The organism is Achromobacter sp. HNDS-1, from assembly GCF_040084795.1.
In the GTDB taxonomy this organism is placed as follows: Bacteria; Pseudomonadota; Gammaproteobacteria; order Burkholderiales; family Burkholderiaceae_B; genus Achromobacter; species Achromobacter ruhlandii.
Genome location: NZ_CP157584.1, coordinates 919,942 through 935,085, shown reverse-complemented (window position 1 = coordinate 935,085; position 15,144 = coordinate 919,942). Strand labels below are relative to the sequence as shown.

At 70.4% G+C, this 15,144-nt stretch carries 14 protein-coding genes; 5 read left to right on the top strand and 9 right to left on the bottom strand.

Annotated elements, in window-relative coordinates; genetic code table 11:
• Nucleotides 1-75 precede the first annotated feature (75 nt).
• Together ABFG95_RS04170 and ABFG95_RS04165 are read left to right on the top strand one after the other, a co-directional pair.
• A complete protein-coding gene (locus tag ABFG95_RS04170; RefSeq protein WP_348995484.1) occupies nucleotides 76-1,953 on the top strand; it encodes an ABC transporter ATP-binding protein/permease in 1,878 nt (625 codons plus the stop codon).
• 182 nt (nucleotides 1,954-2,135) lie between these two features.
• Nucleotides 2,136-2,447, top strand: a complete 312-nt coding sequence (locus ABFG95_RS04165) for a hypothetical protein (protein WP_175147204.1) — start codon at nucleotides 2,136-2,138, stop codon at nucleotides 2,445-2,447.
• Between the two features lie 2 nt (nucleotides 2,448-2,449).
• On the opposite strand, the gene ABFG95_RS04160 is transcribed toward ABFG95_RS04165, so the two are convergent.
• Nucleotides 2,450-3,253, bottom strand: coding sequence for an aspartate dehydrogenase (locus ABFG95_RS04160; RefSeq protein ID WP_059271608.1), 804 nt, complete (start codon nucleotides 3,251-3,253; stop codon nucleotides 2,450-2,452).
• Nucleotides 3,254-3,426: 173 nt separating this feature from the next.
• Here ABFG95_RS04160 and ABFG95_RS04155 point away from each other — a divergent pair, with 173 nt between their 5' ends.
• Entirely contained in the window at nucleotides 3,427-3,933 is a 507-nt protein-coding gene (locus ABFG95_RS04155; RefSeq protein WP_238908618.1) for an N-acetyltransferase, read from the top strand.
• Here the strand turns inward: ABFG95_RS04155 and ABFG95_RS04150 are convergent.
• The 4 genes from ABFG95_RS04150 to ABFG95_RS04135 form a co-directional block, all read right to left on the bottom strand.
• A complete protein-coding gene (locus ABFG95_RS04150; protein ID WP_348995483.1) occupies nucleotides 3,914-4,825 on the bottom strand; it encodes a BMP family ABC transporter substrate-binding protein in 912 nt (303 codons plus the stop codon). The genes ABFG95_RS04155 and ABFG95_RS04150 overlap by 20 nt on opposite strands.
• Entirely contained in the window at nucleotides 4,822-5,799 is a 978-nt protein-coding gene (locus ABFG95_RS04145; RefSeq protein ID WP_175147202.1) for a tripartite tricarboxylate transporter substrate binding protein, read from the bottom strand. Before ABFG95_RS04145 ends, ABFG95_RS04150 begins: the two co-directional genes overlap by 4 nt.
• Nucleotides 5,800-5,975: 176 nt before the next feature.
• On the bottom strand, nucleotides 5,976-7,364 hold the full coding sequence (locus tag ABFG95_RS04140) for an amidohydrolase (RefSeq protein ID WP_059271603.1): 1,389 nt from the start codon (nucleotides 7,362-7,364) through the stop codon (nucleotides 5,976-5,978).
• 259 nt (nucleotides 7,365-7,623) lie between these two features.
• Nucleotides 7,624-9,117: an MFS transporter gene (locus ABFG95_RS04135; protein WP_059271600.1), complete on the bottom strand. Its 1,494-nt coding sequence runs from the start codon at nucleotides 9,115-9,117 to the stop codon at nucleotides 7,624-7,626.
• Nucleotides 9,118-9,275: 158 nt separating this feature from the next.
• Here ABFG95_RS04135 and ABFG95_RS04130 point away from each other — a divergent pair, with 158 nt between their 5' ends.
• A complete protein-coding gene (locus ABFG95_RS04130) occupies nucleotides 9,276-9,989 on the top strand; it encodes a TetR/AcrR family transcriptional regulator (RefSeq protein ID WP_348995482.1) in 714 nt (237 codons plus the stop codon).
• Here ABFG95_RS04130 and ABFG95_RS04125 read toward each other — a convergent pair.
• The 4 genes from ABFG95_RS04125 to ABFG95_RS04110 form a co-directional block, all read right to left on the bottom strand.
• The gene (locus ABFG95_RS04125) at nucleotides 9,976-10,926 is read right to left on the bottom strand and encodes a tripartite tricarboxylate transporter substrate binding protein (protein WP_054502005.1); all 951 of its coding nucleotides are present in this window, start codon (nucleotides 10,924-10,926) and stop codon (nucleotides 9,976-9,978) included. The genes ABFG95_RS04130 and ABFG95_RS04125 overlap by 14 nt on opposite strands.
• 55 nt (nucleotides 10,927-10,981) lie before the next feature.
• Complete coding sequence (locus ABFG95_RS04120; protein ID WP_348995481.1) at nucleotides 10,982-12,247, bottom strand: carboxylesterase family protein; 1,266 nt, start codon at nucleotides 12,245-12,247, stop codon at nucleotides 10,982-10,984.
• A gap of 167 nt (nucleotides 12,248-12,414) precedes the next feature.
• Entirely contained in the window at nucleotides 12,415-13,365 is a 951-nt protein-coding gene (locus tag ABFG95_RS04115; protein ID WP_054419714.1) for an adenosine deaminase, read from the bottom strand.
• 8 nt (nucleotides 13,366-13,373) lie between these two features.
• Entirely contained in the window at nucleotides 13,374-14,294 is a 921-nt protein-coding gene (locus ABFG95_RS04110; RefSeq protein ID WP_059271596.1) for a LysR family transcriptional regulator, read from the bottom strand.
• A gap of 112 nt (nucleotides 14,295-14,406) precedes the next feature.
• Here ABFG95_RS04110 and ABFG95_RS04105 point away from each other — a divergent pair, with 112 nt between their 5' ends.
• Nucleotides 14,407-15,132 (top strand): hypothetical protein, encoded by a 726-nt coding sequence (locus ABFG95_RS04105; RefSeq protein ID WP_348995480.1) that lies wholly within the window; start codon nucleotides 14,407-14,409, stop codon nucleotides 15,130-15,132.
• Nucleotides 15,133-15,144: the final 12 nt, after the last annotated feature.

Here is a 15,144-nt window from a genome sequence, read left to right as displayed (position 1 = left end):
GCTTAAGACGGCGCTTGCGCCGGAACCGCGCCGCCCGTGTCGTTCTAAACAGAAACGACATCGACGGGTGGATGCATGGACCTGGATTGGCAGCAACAGTTGTGGGAAAGCGCGCTGTGGATGGCGCGCGCCTTCGGCATCAGCGCCATCGCGCTGGCGCTGGTGGCGTTCGCGCTGTCGCGCTGGACCGATTGGGGGCGCAAGTTCTGGCGCCTGGCCTGGCCCTACCTGACGCCGCGACGCAGCTGGCGCCCGCTGCTGACGCTGGCCGCGCTGCTGTTCCTGGCCATGTTCTCGGTTCGCATGACGGTGCTGTTTTCCTTCTGGTACAACGGTTTCTACAGCGCTCTGCAGGCGCTCGACGCGCACGCGTTCTGGCGCTTCCTGGGCATCTTCGCGGTGCTGGCCACGGTGCACGTGGTGCGCACCCTGATCGACAGCTACGCCGGCCAGGCGTTCGACATCCACTGGCGCGTCTGGCTCAACGACCGGCTGACCGGCGACTGGCTGGCCGCGCGCGCCTACTACCGCGGCCATTTCGTGGCCGAACCGGTGGACAACCCCGACCAGCGCATCGAGCAGGACATCGCCGCGTTCGTGACCGGCTCGCGCACGCTGGCGATCGGCGCGCTCAGCGCCGTGGTCTCGCTGGTGGCGTTCACCGCGATCCTGTGGAACCTGTCCGGCGCGCTGGACGTGGCGGGGGTGGAGATCCCGCGCGCCATGGTGTTCATGGTGTACCTGTACGTCATCGTGGCCACGCTGTTCGCGTTCCGCATCGGCCGGCCGCTGATCCTGTTGAATTTCCTGTCCGAACGGCTGACCGCCAATTTCCGCTACGCGTTGCTGCGCTTGCGCGAGAACGCCGAGAACGTGGCCTTCTACCAGGGCGAGGCGGTCGAGCGCGCCACGCTGTGGACGCGCTTCTCGGCCTACATCGCCAACCTGTGGGCGCGCGTGTACCGGGGCCTGAAATTCGATGGCTTCAACCTGGTGGTGAGCCAGGTGGCGGTAGTGTTTCCGTTTCTGCTGCAGGCGCAGCGCTTCTTCAGCGGCGCGATCAAGCTGGGCGACGTGATGCAGACCTCGCAGGCGTTCGGCCAGGTGCAGGATTCGCTGTCGTTCTTTCGCACCTCGTACGATGCCTTCGCGCAGTATCGCGCCACGCTCAACCGCCTGGCCGGCTTTCTGGACGCCAACGCGGCCGCGCGCGCGCTGCCCGTCATCGAGGCGCAGCCCTTGCCCGACGCGCTGGAGATCTCCGGGCTTGAGGTGTCGCATCCCGATGGCCGGGTGTTGTTGCGGAACCTCGATCTATCGCTGCGTCCGGGGCAGGCGCTGTTGATCAAGGGGCCGTCCGGGAGCGGCAAGACCACCTTGCTGCGCGCGGTGGCGGGCCTGTGGCCCTATGCGCGCGGAATCGTGCGGCGGCCGCGGGGAGCGGCGGCGCTGTTCCTGTCGCAACGGCCCTATCTGCCGCTGGGCAGCCTGCGCGATGCCGTGGCCTATCCCGGGCAGGCGCGGGCTGGCGACGATGCGCGCCTGGCATCGGCTTTGCGCTCGGTGAACCTGGGGCACCTGGTCGACCGGCTGGATCACGAGGCCGACTGGTCGCGCATCCTGTCGATCGGCGAACAGCAGCGCGTGGCGTTCGCGCGGGTGCTGTTCAACCGGCCGGCCATCGTGTTCCTGGACGAGGCCACCTCGGCCACCGACGAAGGATTGGAACACATGCTGTACGGTTTGCTGCGCGAGCAGCTGCCGCTCGCCATGCTGGTCAGCGTCGGCCATCGCGGCACGCTGGACGCGTTCCATACCCATAGGCTGAGCCTGGATGGAGCGGGCGGTTGGGCCATGGCGCCGGTGCGGGCGAGGGCAAGCGTTTCCTGTCCGTGCCGTGAAGGGGCGCAGGACGCCGTGAGCGCGGGCGCCTGCGTTGCCGGTTCCCGCTGATCCGGACAGTCCGATAGCCTGGGCGCACCGTCTTGGTGCGGATGCGGCCGGGCCGGCGCCGAACTGTTAAGAAGTTAGGAAAGCATGTTCCGCGGGCCGGCCATCATGCTGCAATCTGGCTCATGCACGGACTATCGCGGTGACGCGAAGGTCGATACGCCTGAATCGCATGGGAACCCCGCATGGAAAAGACTTACGACAATTATGTGGCGCAGCTTCGCCATCTTCTGGACGCCGAGCCCGGCGTCGGGTTGGCCTTTGGCGCCAACCTGGTGGCGGCGCTGGTGGGTGGCCAACCCGTCTGGTTCGACCGGGGCGAGGGCCTATGCTATCTCGGCGATTTCGATGCCGATGCCTGGCGGGGAGAAGCCTGGGAAGGCCAGACCGTCGAGGAGACCTGGCGCGTCCTGCAATATCCCCGGTTCGTACGGCTGCGCATGGCGCGGCAGGACGGGATGCCGGCAGTGGCGCGGGGGCGTTCCCTGGCGCATTGACGCTAGGTCCCGACCCGCAGCGGCCCGGTCAGCTTGCGCAGCGCCGCGATCACGCTTTGCGCGGTGATGCGGCCGGTCTTGGGGTTGGCCGACGGGATGTTCTGGATCTCCATCGAGAACGAGGCGGCGTCGGACACCACTTCGACGCGGTGCACGTTGCGCTCCAGTGACGGATCGGCCCAGATTTCCAGCGTGGTGCGGTCCGGGCCGATGCCGGCCAGCGACACGCTCACGGCCACGTTCAGGTTGGCCGGGAAGCCCACCGCCGCCTCGCGCGGCGAGCCGCGGAAGATCAGGCGCGGTTCGGTGATGCCGTCGATGTCGATATTGTTCTCGGTCAGGTAGGGCGCGCCCAGCAGGCCTCGCACCGGCTTGCGCGTGATCATCGTGACCGAGTGGATCTCGCCCTCGGCGGCGGCGGTGATCGCGTCCAGGCCCAGGATGGCGCCGGACGGCACCAGGATCTGGCCGTGGTGGCGGCGCGCGACCTCGATCAGGTCGTCGTGGCGCAGCAGCGCGCCGGAACTCAGCACCACCAGCTTCTTGCCGGCCGTCAGCACCGGCTCGGCCAGTTCGCGGAACACGGCGGCGGGGGCGCATTCGACCACCACGTCGCAATGGTCGGCCAGCGCGCCGATGGTGGTGAATACCGGCTTGGCGTTGCGCCAGGCCACCGCGGGCGCGGCCTGGGGATCGCGCACGGCCACGGCGGCCAGCGTCAGGCCGGGCAGCCCGGCGTCCAGGGATTGCGCCACGGCCTGGCCGATGGCGCCGAAGCCGGCGATGCCGACGCGGTAGCTGTTCATGGAAGATTCCGGAGGAAGGGGCGCGAAGGCGCCATCAGGTTCGCGGGCCGGCCGGCGTCAGCGTGGCCGGCCAGGGTCGGCGGTCACTGTAGCGAGGGGCCGGGCGGGCGTCAATCATCGCCGGGCTTACACTCGCGGTCTGTGCCATGCATTCATCGCCAAGGAGAAGGGCCATGCGGATTTCCGCCGAAACCCCCGACGACATCGACGCCATTTTCACGCTGACGCAGCAGGCGTTCGCGGATCATCCGCACAGTCAGCAGACCGAGGGTTACATCATCGACGCGCTGCGCGCGGCCGGCGCGCTGACGCTGTCCCTGGTGGCGCGCGAGGACGGCAGGGCCGTGGGCCACATCGCCTTTTCGCCTGTCGCGATCAGCGACGGCGCGGCGGATTGGCATGGGCTCGGGCCGCTGGCGGTGCTGCCCGCGATGCAGGGGCGCGGCATCGGCGCGGCCTTGATCGAGGCTGGCCTGGCCGCGCTCAAGGCGCGCGGCGCGGCCGGCTGCGTGGTGATGGGCGATCCGGCGTACTACACGCGCTTCGGCTTCACGGCGACGCCGGCGCTGACCTACCCCGGCGTGCCGCCGGCGTACTTCATGGCGCAGGCGTTTACCCAGCCGGCGCGGGGCGAGGTGACGTACCACGCGGGCTTCGCGGCTACCGGGCCGGTGGCGTGAATTCCCGCCCCGTGTAGTCGGGTGCGACCGTGATCTCGCCGCGCGCCAGGCGCGCCGACCAGTCGTCGAGCGCGCGGCGCTCTTCGGCCGAGACGTCCGCGCCCAGCCGCAGCCGCAGCGATGCGTCCGCTTCCAGGCCGAAATGCGTGACCGCGCCGACCCGCAGCGCGCCGGCGGCATGATCGGCCGCGGCCCGTTCGACGCACAGCCCCGAGTCGGCCAGCGCCGACGCCAGGTACACGGCCGGGTCGCGCGCCACCCAGTCCAGCACATTGCCGATCTGCCACAGACCGCGGCGGCGGCAGGCGCGGGTGATGCCGTCGCGGCCGCCATCCATCATTGCGAACACCACGCGGGCGCCGTTGGCCGCCAGCGCGTCGGTCCAGGCCTCGGCCAGTGCCGGGTCGTGCTGGTTGCCGCAGAAGCCGGTCAGCGGATCCTGCCCGCGCACACGGCGCACGCCGTCGGCATAGGCGGCGCGGCCCTTCAGCCCGGGCCGCACGCGTTCTCCCGACAGATGCGCGGCGCCGCCGCGCAGGCCCGCCAGCACGCCGGCCAGGAAGGCCGTGTGCTCCTGCAGGATTTCATAGGACGCGACATTGGCCGCATGGTGGCTGCCCTGGGTGATGGCGAACTGCGTGTCCGGAAAGCGCGGCGCCACCCGCGCCACCGGCACATCGCCCTGGCCGCCATGCACGATGACGAGGTCGGGGGCGTCCGCGCACAGCGCCGCCAGGCGCTTGGCGCGCGCATCGGGGTCGTTGTCCGCGATCCATTCCACCTGCAGGGCGTGGCCCGCGCGCGCGGCGCGCGCCGCACCCTGCACGGCGGCTTCGTTGAACCCGCCCCGGCCGGCCTGGCCGAACAGCACCAGCAACCGGCGCACGCTCACAGGCTGGCTCCGGTCGCCCGCACCACCGGGCCCCAGGTATCGGCCTGGCGGCGCACGAATTCGGCGAATTCGGCGGGCGACTTCTGCGCCAGCACGAAGCCCTGGCCTTCCAGCTTGGTGCGGATATCGGGGGTGCGCAGCACCTGCGTCAAGGCGTCGTACAGGCGTTCGCTGACGGCGTCGGGCAGGCCCGCCGGGCCAGACAGGCCGACGAAATTCTCGGCCACCAGGCCGGGATAGCCCAGTTCGCCCACCGCCGGAATCTCCGGCGCCTGCGGCACGCGCTGCGCGGTGGTCACGGCCAGCAGGCGCAATTGGCCGGTGCGCAGGAACGGCAGGTTCTGCGGCAGCGCGTCGACCGCGAAGCGGATCTGTCCGCCCAGCAGGTCGTTGCGCATCGCGCCCGAACCCTTGTACGGAATGTGTTCGAGCCGCGCGCCGGTCTGGCGCGCGTACAGTTCGCCGACGATCTGGCCGACCGACGCCAGGCCGCCGCTGCCGTACTGCACCGGCGCCGGCTGCGCCTTGATCCACTCGGTCAGTTGCGCGAAGGTCTCGACCGGCACCGACGGATGCACCACGAACGCGGTCGGCACCGCGCCCAGGTAGGCCACGTGGCGGAAGCTGGCCAGCGGATCGTAGTGGTGCTGCGGCATCAGCGCGGGCGAGATCGACAGCGGCGCCGAGTTCGACATCAGCAGGGTGTAGCCGTCGGCCGGCGCCTGCGCCACCTGTGTCGCGCCGATGGTGGAACCGGCGCCGGGGCGGTTGTCGATGACGATCGATTGCCCCAGCAGGTCGCCCAGCGCCGGCGCGATGACGCGCGCGGCGATGTCGCTGGCGCCGCCCGGCGGAAACGTCACCACCAGGCGGATGGGCCGCTCGGGCCAGGCGGCGGCGCGCGCCCGGCGCGGACGCGCAAGCGGCAGGGCCAGCGTGCTGGCGAGCAGGAATCGGCGGCGGGAGATCGGCATGGCGGGTCGGCGCTTTGGCGGCAAAGGGCCGTACTGTAGGAAACCATGCCGTCCGCCACAAAGACTTTATGGCGGTTTGCTTATGCCCGACGCGTATCGCGGCGGACGGGGCGCGCGTCTTGCGCTTGCGCCGCCCGTCGCGCCGCCGGCAGAGCGCGGGCGGCGGGGGCCCGTGGTCAGCCGCCTTGCCTGGCCTTGGCCATGTAGTCGACCGTCAGGTTGGACAATGCGCGCACGCCGTTGACCAGGCCCGACTCGTCCACATAGAAGCGCGGCGAATGGTTGGGCGCGGCGGTGTCGGGATTGACGTCCTTGGGCGTGACGCCAAGGTAGAAGAACATGCCCGGCACCTTCTCCTGGTAGAACGAGAAGTCCTCGGACGCCGTCGACTTGGGCTGCAGGCCGTAGTTGCCTTCGCCCGCCACGCGCCGCAGCGTGCCGCCCATCTCCTCGGTCAGGCCGGGATTGTTGACGGTGGCGTTGTACAGCTCCACCACCCGCACGTCGGCCTTGGCGCCGGCGCTTTGCGCGATCTGCGTGGCCGTGCGCTCGATGCGCTGGTGGATGTCCTTCTTCATGCCCTCGTCATACGTGCGGATGGTGCCCGTCATGGCGACGCTGTCCGGCACGATGTTCATGCGGTTGCCGCCGTGGATCGCGCCCACGGTGATGACGGCCGGCTCCAGCATGCTGTTGATCTGGCGGCTGGGAATGGTCTGCAGGCCCAGGATGATCTGCGAGCTGACCACGATCGGGTCGATGCCCGACCACGGCCGCGCGCCGTGCGTCTGCTTGCCGGTGACATCAATCCAGAACTGGTCGGCCGCGGCCATCGCCGGGCCGCTGCGCCACGACAGCTTGCCCACCGGATAGCTGCTGGAGACATGCAGGCCGAAGATCGCGTCGACCTTGGGATTGTCCAGCACGCCTTCCTGCACCATCATCTTGGCGCCCCAGATCTTCTTGCCGTCCGGCTCGAAGTCGGCGGGACTCTCCTCGGCCGGCTGGAAGATGAACTTGACGCTGCCGGGCAACTGGTCCTTCATGCCGGCCAGCACTTCGGCGGTGGCCATCAGGATGGCGGTGTGGGCATCGTGGCCGCAGGCGTGCATCACGTCCACTTCCTTGCCCAGGTAGGTGCCCTTGGCCTGCGAGGCGAACGGCACGTCCACCTGCTCCTTGACCGGCAGCGCGTCCATGTCGGCGCGCAGCGCCACCACCGGGCCGGGCTTGCCACCCTTTAGCAGCGCCACCACGCCGGTCCCGGCCACGCCGGTCTTCACTTCCATGCCGAGCGCGCGCAGATGGTCGGCCACCAGCTTGGACGTGCGCGTTTCCTGGTTGCCCAGTTCGGGATGCTGGTGGATGTCGCGGCGCCAGGCGATGAGCTTGTCTTCGATGGCCTTGGCGCGCTGGTCGATCTGCGCGGCCAGTTCCGGCATGGGCGCCGGCGCCAGCGGCCCTTGCGTGCCGGGCGCGCTTTGCGCGGCGGCGGCGCCGCTCAACGCCAGGTGCGCGGCCAGCGCCAGCGGGGCCAGGCGGAACAGGATCTTGCGGTGTTGCATGGCATGTCTCCTCTTGGTTGTTAACCTGTTATTGGGCGGAGATATTACCGGAGCGCATGCGCGGCGGCGCGCTTGTTACGCCTGCTTAAAAACGCCGCTGTTTGATTCCGGGCGCTGGAATTCCGCGCCTTGGAATTGCGCGCCCCGCCTGGGTTTGGACGACTCGCCGCGCGCCCCGCGCGGTTTCGTCGGAGTCGCGCGGCAACGGGTCGCGCGGCGCGGCGTCCAGCGTTACCGCGACAAGGCCCGCGCCTGTCGCTTACGCGGCCCGCAGCACCGGCCGCGCGCCGCGCGTGACCCACAGCAGCACCAGCGCCGCCAGCAGCGAGGCCACGCCGGCGCCAGCCATGGCGGCATGGAAACCGCTGGCCAATGCGTCGGCGAACAACGCCGCCACGCCATCGGGTTGCGCCGGCAGCGCGTGCCGGGTGACCGCCACGCGCGCCACCGCCTGCGCATCCGGCTGGCCCAGCCGCGCCAGCGCCGCGGCCAGGTGCTCGACCGCGCGGCTGCTCATCAGCGCGCCGAGCAGCGCGATGCCGATGGTCATGCCGGTCTGGCGCAGCGCATTCATGGTGGCCGAGGCCATGCCCGAGCGCTCGCGCGGCACGGTCGCCATCACCGCCATGCTGGTGGCCGGCACCGACAATCCCATGCCCAGGCCCAGCAGCACCATCAGCGAACCCGACAGCGCATAAGGCGTGTGGGCGTCGAAGCGCATCATGCCCAGCATGGCCGCGCCGACCATGGCATAGCCCGCGATCATCAGCCGCGGCAGGCCGAAGCGCTGGTTCAACCGGCCGAACACCGTCGACACGATGCCGGTGGCCACGAACTGCGGCGCCAGCTGCCAGCCCGTCTCCAGCGGCGTCAGGCCGCGCACGTGCTGCAGATAGAGCGAGAAGAAGAACAGGCTGCTGTAGGCGCCGAATCCCATCACGAACGAGGCGAAGTTGGTGCTGGCGAAGCCCGCGTCGCGGAACAGGCCCAGCGGCAGAATGGGACGCGCCACGGTGTGCTCGACCCACAGGAAGGCGACCAGCCCGAGCGCGGCCACGGCCAGCGCGGCGAGGGTGGCCGGCGCCTGCCAGCCGTGTTCGCCGGCGGTGATCAGGCCATAGGTCAGCGCGCCCAGCCAGACCACGCTCAGGGCCTGCCCGACCGGGTCGAAGGCGGCATGCTCGGGATGCGCGCTTTCCTGGATGCCCCAGGCGCCCAGCGCGATCGCCAGCGCGCCCACCGGCAGGTTGATCAGGAAGATGCTCTGCCAGCTGAAGTGCGCCACCAGCAGGCCGCCCAGCATCGGGCCGACGATCAGCGAGATGGCATTGCACGAGGCCCACAGGCCGATGGCGCGGGCGCGCTCGGCGGGGTCGGGAAAGGCCTGGGTCAGTAGCGACATCGCGCCCGGGATCAGCAGCGCGCCCGCCACGCCTTGCACCGCGCGGCCCGCCAGCAGCAGCGGCAGGTTGTCGGCCAGCCCGCACAAGGCCGAACCCAGCGTGAACAGCGCCACGCCCGCCAGCCACGAGCGCTTGCGGCCGTAGCGGTCGCCCAGCGGCCCGGCCGACAGCATGAAGGCCGACAGGAACAGCGCGTAGGCGTCCACCACCCATTGCAGGCCGGCCATGTCGATGCGCAGCGCCGCCTGCATGGTGGGCAGGGCGACATTGACGATGCTGATGTCCAGGATGGTGATGAAACTGCCCAGGTTGACGGCAAACACCAGGGCGCGGCGGCGGGAGGCAAGCATGCGGAAGGGCCGTGAAGGGGAGGGAAAGCGGTATTCTAGTAATCGACTGACCGTCGGTCAATAAATAAAAAGACGCATTCCCGGATGTTTTCCGGGCGGCAAGCGGGACGCGTCCTCTACACTGCGGATCGTTGAAAATGAAAGGATTCCCGCTCGCGATGGCCCGTTCCGCCAAGTCCCCCGGCCGGCCCGATGCCAAGCCCGGCGCCGAGCCCGGCGCCAGGCCGGACACCCGCCCCGCCGGCAAGCCGGACACCCGGCGCGGCGCCCATGCCCGCGCCGCCACGCCGCGCACCAAGCCCGCGCCGGTGCGCCTGGACGAACTGATGGCGGCCGCCGAAGATCTGTTCGTGCGCCAGGGCGTCGAGGCCACCACCATCGACCAGATCGTGGCGCAGGCTGGCGTGGCCAAGGGCACCTTCTATCACTACTTTTCGTCCAAGGCGGACGTGCTGGCGGCGCTGCGCGTGAAGTTCTCGCAAGGCTTCCTGGACCGCATCGACGCGGCCATGGCGGCCTGCGCGCCGGACGATGGCGTGGCGCGCCTGCAGGCCTGGACGCGCGCCGGCGTGCAGGCCTATTTCGACGGCTACGCGCTGCACGATGTCGTGTTCCATGACGTCAACCATCCGCATCGCGGCGCCGCCGAACGCGCGGCGGTGCTGGCGCAGGCCGAGGCCATGCTGCGCGCCGGCCAGCAGGCCGGCTGCTGGCGGCTGGCGCAGCCGGCATTGACCGCGATCCTGCTGTACCACGGCATGCATGGCGCGGTCGATGACGCCATCGCGCGTGGCGCGACCGACGCCGACGCGCTCGCCGCCAGCCTGATCCCGCCGTTCCTGCGGCTGGTGGGCGCGCCTACTGCAGCTTGATTCCCAGTTCCTTGATCAGCGGGCCCATCTCGGCGCGGTCGGCGGCGATGGTGTCGGCCAGTTCCTGCGCGCTGCCGCCGATCGGAATCATGCCCAGCGTTTCCATCTGCGCCTTCATTGCCGGTTGCTTGAGGATGTCCGCCACCGATTGCTGGATCCGGGCCACGCGCTCGGCCGGCACGCCGGCCGGCGCCATCAGGCCGATCCAGGGTTGCGGCGCGTAGTCGCCCATGCCCGATTCGCGCAGGGTCGGCGTGTCGGGCAGGCCGGCGAAGCGGGTCGGACTGGTGATGGCCAGCGCGCGCAGCCGGCCGCTGTCGATCAGGCCCTTGGAACTGGAGGGCGCGTCCAACCCCACGTCGAGCTGGCCGCCGATCAGGTCGTTCTGCGTCTTGCCGGACGAGGACGACGGAATGTACAGCGCCTTGATGCCGGCGCGCCGCGCGGTCTGTTCCCACACCAGGTGGAAGGCGGTGCCGATGGAGAACGAACCCACCGCCAGGCTGCGTGTCTTGCTCTCGCGCACGAAATCCTGCCAGGTCTTGATCGGGCTGTCGCTGGGTACGATGAAGATGAACGGCGTGCGCGCCACCAGCGCCACCGGCTGCAGGTCCTTCTGCGGATCGAACGGCAGGCTGTCGACCGCGAACGGCACGATGGTCACGGAAGACGCCACCACCATGCCCAGCGTGTAGCCGTCGGGCGCCGATTTCACCAGCGCGCCGGTGCTGATGATGCCGGACGCGCCCGGCTTGTTTTCCACCACCACCGGCTGCCCCCAGGCCGCGGACAGCTTGCTGGCGAGCACGCGCAGCATCACGTCGACCGGGCCGCCCGGCGGGTTGGAGACGATGATCTTGACCGGCTTGTCCGGAAAGGCCGCGCCGGCGGCGGCGGGCAGCAGCAGGGCAAGCGCGAAGGCGAGTCGTTTGAACATTGGTATTCCCCTTGTCGGTGTTGGATGCGCCGGGTCTTGCGCCCGGCGTTCGGCTTCATGCCAGGACTTGCAGGTGCGGCGCGGGAGGCCAGGCGGGCGCCTCGCCGCGGATGAAGGCGATCCAGGCATGTTGTGTCGCGCGGGCCAGGGCGGCGGCCTGCGTGGGCGGCAGGCCCCGCAGCATGGGCGCGGCGGCAAAGGCGTCGAGCGTGTCGAAGACGAACGGCAGTTCGATGCAATGGCAGGCCTGGAAGCGCGCCGTGGGCGCCACGTCGAAGCGCGCCAGCCAGGCCTGGCGGCCCTGCGCGGCGGCATCCACGGCCCATTGCCGCGACGGCGCGCCGAACACGGCCTCGCTGGCCAGCGCGCAGTCGGGGCCGTCGCCGTCGGGAAAAGCCGCCATTTCGTCGCGGGTATAGCTGACCAGCACGTCGGCGCGGCCGGCCGCCGCGGTCAAGGCCGGGACGATGTCGACGGGCAGCACCTGGCCGTCGAGCACCGGGCCAAACAGGCTGCGGCGGCTGCCTTCCGATTGCAGGGCGGCCACGACCTGTGGCGCCTGCTGCGCGGCCAACAGGCGCTCGACCGGCAGGGCGCGGGCCTGCTCAAGATCGTTGGCGCCGGCGGCATCCAGCAACACCTGCCCCAAGGCCGCGGCCTGCGCGCTGTCGCGAAAGCCGCGGCCGAGCGCCGCGCTTTGCAGGATGGCGCGCCCAAAGCGCGGCCGCCGCGCCAGCATGGCGCAGATCGACGAGGCGCCGGCCGACTGGCCCATCAGCGTGACGCGCGCGGGGTCGCCGCCCAGGTCCTGGATGTTGTCGAGCACCCAGTCGATGGCGCATTCCTGGTCCAGCAGGCCGACGTTGGCGGTCTGGCCAGGCACATGCAGCCAGCCCAGCGCGGCCAGCCGGTAGTTCACCGCCACCACCACCAGGTCGCCGCGCGCCGCCAGGCGCGCGCCGTCATACCAGTCCAGCGCGCCGCCGCCGCTTTGCCAGGCGCCGCCGTGCAGCCACACCACCACCGGCCGGCGGCGTGCGTCCGCGGCGGGCGTCCACACCGTCAGGTGCAGGCAGTCTTCGTCCTGCGGCGCCTGGAAGTCGCCCATGGCGCCGCGCAGGCGCGACGGCAACTGCGGCGCCACGCAGCCGGGACGGGTGGCATCGCGCGGGCCGCTCCAGCGCGCCGGCTCGGGCGGCGCGAAGCGCAATGGGCCCACCGGCGGCGCGGCGTAGGGAATGGCGCTGAAGCGGCACACGCCGCCATCGCGCGAACCGGTCAGCATGCCGGCGCGCAGCCTGGCCTGGACGGTGTCTGTCATGTGGTCTTGCCCCTTGTCGTCATGGTCTGCGGCGGACGGCGTGCAGGACGTCGTCCACTCGGGACTATGGTAGGGACGAACGGGGCCGTGCGGGCATGCCGGTTTCGAACCAGGCCATGCGCAACCCGCATGGCCGCGCCGGCGGGCGGCGGCCGTGCGGGACGGGCTTACTTCAGGATGCGCGCATCCATGCTGTTGTCGGCCAGCGCCTGGGCCTGCGCCTGGCTCATGCCCAGGTGTTCGTACAGCGCGTGGAAGTTCTCGGTGACGTAGCCGCCGAAATAGGCCGGGTCGTCGGAGTTGACCGTCACCTTCACGCCGGCGTCCAGCAGCGACAGGATGTTGTGCTCAGACATGTGGTCGAACACGCGCAGGCGGGTGTTCGACAGCGGGCACACGGTCAGCGGGATCTGCTCGTCGATCAGGCGCGCCATCAGGCGCGGGTCCTCGGCGGCGCGCACGCCGTGGTCGATGCGCAGCACTTTCAGCAGGTCCAGCGCCTCCCAGATGTATTCGGGCGGGCCTTCCTCGCCGGCGTGCGCCACGGCCGGCAGGCCTTCGGCGCGGGCGCGGTCGAAGACGCGCTGGAACAGGCGCGGCGGAAAGCCTTTTTCGCTGCTGTCCAGGCCGACGGCGATGAACGCGTCGCGATAGGGCAGCGCTTCTTCCAGCGTGCGCATGGCCGCTTCCTCGGGCAGGTGGCGCAGGAAGCTCAAGATCAGGCCGCTGCTGATGCCGAGCTTCCTGCGGCCGTCTTCCAGCGCCTGGCTGATGCCGTCCAGCACCACCTTGAACGGCACGCCGCGGTCGGTGTGGGTCTGCGGATCGAAAAAGGGCTCGGTGTGCACCACGTTCTGCTCGTGGCACTTGACCAGGTAGTCCCAGGTCAGGTCGTAGAAATCCTGCTCGGTGCGCAGCACGTCGGCGCCGCGGTAATACAGGTCGAGGAATTCCTGCAGGTTGCCGTAGTTGTAGGCCGCGCGCAGGGCATCCATATCGGGCCACGGCAGCGCCACGCCGTTGCGGCGGGCCAGCCGGAACAGCAGCTCGGGTTCGAGCGTGCCTTCCAGGTGCAGGTGCAGTTCCGCCTTGGGCAGAGAGTTGAGCCAGTCGTACATGGGTGCTCCTAAGTCGAGGTATTGATGGCCTGCGCCACGGTGTCGGCGAATGCGCGCGCCTGGCGCGTGCTGGGGCGGTCGCGGCGCCAGATGGCGGCCAGCGGCGATTTGCGCAGCGCCGGCCGGGCCGCCAGCACCACCACTTCGCCGCGTGCCGCGCGCACCGCCGCGACGCTGCCCGGCAGCATCCACAGGTAGGGACCGACCGTCAGCATCTCGCGGCCGAATTCCAGCGACAGGGCGCCGATCATATCCGGAATCGGCAGCCCCTCGCGATGCAGCACCATTTCCAGTTCACCGCGGATACGGCTGCCGGGCAGGGCGGTGATCCAGGGATAGGCCACGCACTCGGCCAGCGTGGCATCGGCGCGCTCCGCCAGCGGATGGCCGGGGGCGCACACCAGCACCACCGGATCGTCCAGCAGGTTGGCCGAGCGGTAGATGCGCGGGTCCACCGTGGACGAGAAGCGGCTGATCAGCACATCCAGCGCGCCCGCGTCCAGGTCTTCGATCAGGCGTTCATGGGTGCCGATCTCCAGCGTCAGGGTGATGCGCGGATAGGTCTCGCGAAAGCGCGTCGCCGCCTGCGCCACCGGCCAGCCGGCAAACATCGAAAAGCAGCCCACCGTCAGGCTGCCCTCGTCGCCGCGCGACAGCGCCGCCAGGTCGATCTCGGCCTTGCGGAATCCCGTCAGCAGCTGGCGCGCGTGGCGGCACATGGCCTCGCCCAGCGGCGTACAGCTGGTGCCGCGGGCGGTGCGCTCGAACAGCCGCGCGCCCACCAGTTCCTCGATCTCGGCAATGGCGCGCGACAGGCCGGACTGCGTGCTGTGCAGCTGCGCCGCCGCCTTGGACAGATTGCCCAGCTCGGCCACCGTCAGCACGATTTCCAGGTGCCGGGTGCGGAGTTTTCCTTTGAAGGGCGTCATGGCGGGCAGGGCAGTGGCGATGCGCCGATTATTGACCCGCGCCGGGCCCTTGGCAACGCGGCCCTGGCGTTTCGGTATAGTTCGTCGCCAGGGAGGCGCAGGTGCGATGCGTATGACGACAAGACGGGAATCCGGGCGGCCCGGGGCCGCGCGACGATGGCTGATGACGGGGCTGGCGCTGGCGGCGCTGGCCGGCTGCGGCGTGTCGACCGTGGACACCGTGCGCGTGACCTGGCCGCCGTTCAAGGAAGGCACCGCGCTGACGCTGCCGTCCGATCCGGCGCAGTGCCCCGACCTGTCCGGCACCTACCGGGTGGCGGGTGAACCGCGGGGTGAGCCGCCTGCGGGCGAGGGCGCCGCCGGCATGGCCGACCTGCGCCAATTCCTGGCCTACACCCTGGATCTGGCGGGCCTGCCGGATACCTCGGAACATGCCTGGCGCCCCACGGCGGCCGCCAGCGTCACCTTCGCGGCGGCGCCGGAAGGCTGGCGGATCCTGGCCGATGACGGCCAGGGCGGCCGCTTCACCGGCCTGCTGCCGTTGCGCGACGGCACGGCGGGCTCCCCCGGTCCGGCGGATGGCCCGCCGCTGGCCCGGACCGACATCCAGCACTTCGGCGGCTGCACCCAGGGCCGCTACTGGATCAGCGCCCGGCGCGACTGGCGCCAGTATGAATCCATGGGCGTGTTCCGCACCGTGGCGCTGCTGCGGCCACAGGCGGGCGGATTGCTGGTGAGCGTGCAGCGCGAGTCGCACAGCATCGGCCTGCTGCCGTGGTATTCGTCGGATGAGGTGCGCTCGCAGTATTGGTTCGGGCCGTCGGCCACGGGCCGGTAGCCGTCGGGTAAC